This window comes from Nocardiopsis lucentensis DSM 44048 (genome assembly GCF_000341125.1).
In the GTDB taxonomy this organism is placed as follows: Bacteria; Actinomycetota; Actinomycetes; order Streptosporangiales; family Streptosporangiaceae; genus Nocardiopsis; species Nocardiopsis lucentensis.
Genome location: NZ_ANBC01000493.1, coordinates 1 through 4,408, shown reverse-complemented (window position 1 = coordinate 4,408; position 4,408 = coordinate 1). Strand labels below are relative to the sequence as shown.

General features: G+C 73.1%; 4 protein-coding genes. 1 reads left to right on the top strand and 3 read right to left on the bottom strand.

The window, feature by feature from the left end; translation table 11 throughout:
- Positions 1-1,551, bottom strand: a 1,551-nt coding sequence (locus D471_RS0117555; protein ID WP_017599831.1) for a GAF domain-containing protein, incomplete at its 3' end; no start/stop codon positions are given.
- 343 nt (positions 1,552-1,894) lie between these two features.
- On the opposite strand from D471_RS0117555, the gene D471_RS0117550 reads away from it, so the two are divergent.
- Complete coding sequence (locus D471_RS0117550; RefSeq protein ID WP_017599830.1) at positions 1,895-2,467, top strand: MarR family winged helix-turn-helix transcriptional regulator; 573 nt, start codon at positions 1,895-1,897, stop codon at positions 2,465-2,467.
- On the opposite strand, the gene D471_RS0117545 is transcribed toward D471_RS0117550, so the two are convergent.
- Positions 2,464-3,165 carry a gamma-glutamyl-gamma-aminobutyrate hydrolase family protein gene (locus D471_RS0117545; protein ID WP_017599829.1) on the bottom strand — a complete coding sequence of 234 codons (702 nt, stop codon included), beginning with the start codon at positions 3,163-3,165 and terminating at the stop codon, positions 2,464-2,466. The two genes, D471_RS0117550 and D471_RS0117545, sit on opposite strands and share 4 nt — an antisense overlap.
- On the bottom strand, positions 3,162-4,408 hold a 1,247-nt coding region (locus D471_RS0117540), incomplete at its 5' end, for an aldehyde dehydrogenase (RefSeq protein ID WP_017599828.1). The genes D471_RS0117540 and D471_RS0117545, both read right to left, overlap by 4 nt.

The window sequence follows — 4,408 nt, the reverse complement described above, 5'->3', positions numbered from 1 at the left end:
GGGGAGGAGGCTGCTTTGCAGCGCCACCGCCATGGTGTGTTCGCGGGTGTAGCGGCGGGCGTTGTCGATGCAGATCGCCGCGCGGAGCGCCAGCTCCTCCGAGAGGGACAGGTCGTCCTCGTCGAAGGGGGCGGGCTCGCGCGAACGGAGGAAGGTGGCCGTTCCGAGCACGCTCCCCCGGGCACGCAGCGGCACCGAGATGAGCGAGTGGATCCCGTACCCGACGATCCTCTCCGCGCGTTCGGGGTCCTGGGCGCGCCAGGCGGGGGCGTCGGTCAGATCGGGCAGCAGCACGGCCTCCCCGCTGCCGATCCCCCTCGCCTGCGGGGTGGACGCCACGAACTCGATCAGTTCCCCCACCGGGTAGAGCGGCGGGTCGTCCCGAACGCCGCGAAGGGCGACCCGGCGCACGACGGTACTGTCGGGGCCGGGTTCCTCGCCCCGCAGCACGGGGTCGGCCAGGTCGATGGCGATGAAGTCGGCGAACCGGGGGACGGCCACCTGGGCCAGTTCCTCGGCGGTGCGTCGCACGTCCAGTGTGGTGCCGATGCGCCCCCCGGCGTCGTACAGCAGCTTGAGGCGCTTCCTGGTCAGTTCGGCCCTCTCGGACAGCACGCGCAGCTCCGTGGCGTCCCGGAGCGTCATGACGCTGCCCGGCGGCCCTCCCCGCAGGTCCGTGGTCCGTTGGTTGACGGCCAACAGCAGGTCTGCGGCGGGGTGCACCTCGTCGGTGGCGCTGCGCCCGGAGACCAACAGCGTGGCGATGGAGGTGGGCAGGCGCAGATCGTCGACGTGCCGGCCGACGGCGTCCGGGGGCAACCCGAGCAGCCGGTCCGCCTCGTCGTTGGAGAGCAGCAGGCGACCGTCCCCGTCGGTGATCAGGACAGCCTCCTTGACGGAGTGCAGGACCGCGTCATGGTGCTCGTACATCCTGGTCATCTCGGCCGGCCCCAGTCCGTGCGTCTGGTTGCGCAGCCGACGTCCGATCAGCGCCGCCCCGCCCGTCGCGAGGACGAGCGCGACGGCCGCCCCGCCGATCAGGAGGGGCAACTGCCTGGCGGCGGTCGCGCCGATCCTCTCCAGCGTGACGCCGGCGGCCACCAGGCCCACGACCTCGCCGTCCTCCGAGGTGACGGGGACCACGGCCCGCACGGAGGGGCCGAGGGTGCCGGTGTAGGTCTCGGTGACGATCCCTCCGGCGGCGGCGGGCTCGATGGTGCCGATGAAGGTCTGCCCGATGCGGTCCGGGTTCGGGTGGGTGTAACGGGTGCCCTCAGGGGTCATCACCACGATGAAGTCGACACGCGACCGTTCCCGGGCCGCCTCGGCGAGCGGCTGCAGCACCGCCGACGGATCGGGGGACTCCAGTGCCTCCTCCATCCCCGGCGCCCGCGCGAAGGTCTCGGCGACGGCCAGTGACCGGACACTCGCCCCCCGCTCGCTGTCGTAGCGGCTCTGCAGCACCAGGGCCACCGCGCCCAGGGCGACCAGCACCACCACGACCAGCAGTTGGAGGGCGAACATCTGACCGGCGACACTGGGCGCGCCCATCCTGAATCGGGGACTCCCGTCACGCCGGACCCACAAAACACGTGGACGGAACTGCGACATGGCGCATCGCCTCTACAGGATCGGACACCCTTGTACATCCATCACCGCCAATATCCCCACTAACCACCCGTCGCAGTACTAACTCGTCCTTCAACCTGCTTGCTTGTCTCCAGGGCCGCTGGTGGCGCCGACCCGTTCGTCTCCGGCGCCCCGCGGCGGGAGGCCGGTCCTGGTCCGCGCCTCCGCCAGAGACACCAACACCTCACCCACCCGTTGGGGCCCGGACTCGAACGGGTCCTACAATTTGACACCGAACGACCCCGCGTCGAAGGAGCGTGCCCGCGTGCCCAGCCAGCGATCCATCACCGAGGCCGAGAAGCTGGCTCGGGCCAAGCTCGGCGGCGTCCCGATCCACCGGGAGCAGATGGCCGCCGTCGCCAACATCTACCGTGCGGCCTCGGCGGTGCGCCAGCACCTGGAGAACACCGTGCTGCGCGACAGCGACCTGACGTGGACGGCGTTCGTCGTGCTGTGGGTGGTCTGGGTCTGGGGCGAGTCCGAGACGCGCACGGTGGCCGAGGAGGCCGGGATCTCCAAGGGGACGCTCACCGGGGTGGCCCGCACCCTGGAGTCGCGGGGGCTCCTTCGGCGCTCGAAACACGAGACCGACGGCCGCCTGGTGCTCCTCGCCCTGACCGAAGGGGGTGAGGAGTTGATGGCCCGGGTCTTCCCCGCCTTCAACGAGGAGGAGGCCTTCGTCACCGCCCGGCTCAGCGACGAGGAGTGCCGTGGACTGGCCGACGTCCTGCGGCGGGTGGTGGTCCAGGTCGAGGAGCACGGCGAACAGCGCAGGCTCGAACTACTCGACGGCGCCGAACCCGCTCCGCGCCGCAGCGGCCGCCGCCCGCGCCCCTAGGCCCGCCGCGAGGCGGCCACGAACGCCGCGAACAGCCGGTTCTGGGCGGGGTCGGTGCGCGCGGTGTCCTCCGGGTGCCACTGCACGGCGGCGCACCATCCCCGGCGCCCGGGGAGTTCGAGCGCCTCCACGGTGCCGTCGGCCGCGCGCGCGGTGACGGACAGACCCGCGCCGAGCTCGGCCACCCGCTGGTGGTGGTAGCAGGACGCCTCCACCTTGCCCACGCCGGTGGCTGCCGCCACGAGCGAGTCGGGCTCCAGGGCGACGGGGTGGACGACGTGGCGGTGCTCGTGCCCGGGGCCGCCCATGTCCTGTTCCAGGGTGCCGCCCCGCACGACGTTGACGACCTGGAGGCCGCGGCAGACCGCCAGGAGCGGAACGTCCGCCTCCAACGCCCACCGGGCCGCGGCCAGGTCGAAGGCGTCCTGCTCGTCGTCGACGTCGTACACGCCGGCGTGCGGATCACACTCGCCGTACAGGTGCGGGGCGAGGTCGCCTCCGCCGGGCAGCAGGAGGCCGTCGAAGCGCGCGAGCCGCCCGCCCGCCCCACCGGGGTCGGCGGGGTGGAGGGTGACGGGCTCGCCCCCGGCGCGCCAGACGGCCTCGACCAAGGCGCGGGCGTTGACCTCGGCGGCGTACCGCAGGGCGGACGCGGAGGCCGAGAAGCGGGCGGGGACGGCGATGAGCGGCCGGGTCACAACTGGATCCAGGTGGTCTTGAGCTCGGTGTACTTCTCCAGGGCGTGGACGGACTTGTCGCGGCCGTTGCCGGACCGCTTCATCCCGCCGAACGGCACGGTCAGGTCACCCTCCTCGTAGCAGTTGACCCACACCGTCCCGGCGCGCAGGGCGCGGGCCATGCGGTGCGCGGTGGACAGGTCGGCGGTCCACACCCCCGCGGCCAGGCCGTAGTCGGTGTCGTTGGCGAGGGCGACCGCCTCATCGGGGCTGTCGAAGGCGGTCACGGCCAGGACGGGGCCGAACACCTCCTCGCGGGCCAGGCGGGAGGAGGGGGCGACGCGGTCGAACACCGTGGGTTCCAGGAAGGTTCCGCCGGTGTCCTCCAGGGTGCGCGCCCCGCCGGTGCGCAGGCGCGCACCCTCGTCGTGGGCGGCGCCGACGTGCCCCAGGACCCGTTCGAGGTGGGCCGCCCCGGCCAGGGGGCCCAGGGTCGTCGCCGGGTCGAGGGGGTCTCCCGGACGCAGGGCCCGGGCGTGGTCGACGACGGCCTCGGTGACGCGTTCGGCGATCGAGGAGTGCACCAGCAGGCGGGAGGGGGCCGTGCACATCTGCCCCTGGTTGAAGAAGATCCCCCAGGCGGCGGTGGCGGCGGCCCGTTCGAGGTCGGGGGCGTCCGGGAGGATGATGTTGGGCGACTTCCCGCCCAGCTCCAGCCAGACGCGCTTGAGGTTGGAGTCGGCCGCGTAGCGCAGGAAGTGGCGGCCCACGGCGGTGGAGCCGGTGAAGGCGAGCACGTCGACGCCTGGATGCAGGCCCAGGGCCCGGCCGGTGACGGGGCCGTCACCGGTCACGACGTTGAGGACGCCGGGCGGCAGCCCGGCCTCGGTGGCCAGGCGCCCGAGCGTGAGGGCGGACAGGGGGGTGGCCTCGGAGGGTTTGAGCACCACGGCGCAGCCCGCGGCGAGGGCGGGGGCGATCTTCCAGGAGGCCAGAGTGAGGGGGAAGTTCCACGGGACGACCGCGCCGACGACCCCGGCGGGTTCGCGGGTGACGAGGGCGAGTGCGGCGGGGTCGGTGTGCGGGATCTCGTCGGCGAGCTTGTCGGCGAGCTGCCCGTACCAGCGCAGGGTGGCGATGGCGGCACGCAGTTCGATGGCGTGGGAGTCGGTGACGGGCTTGCCCATCTCCAGGCTGACGGTGAGGGCCAGGTCGGTGCGGTGCTCCTCCAGCAGGTCGGCCAGGCGCAGCAGCGCGCGGCCCC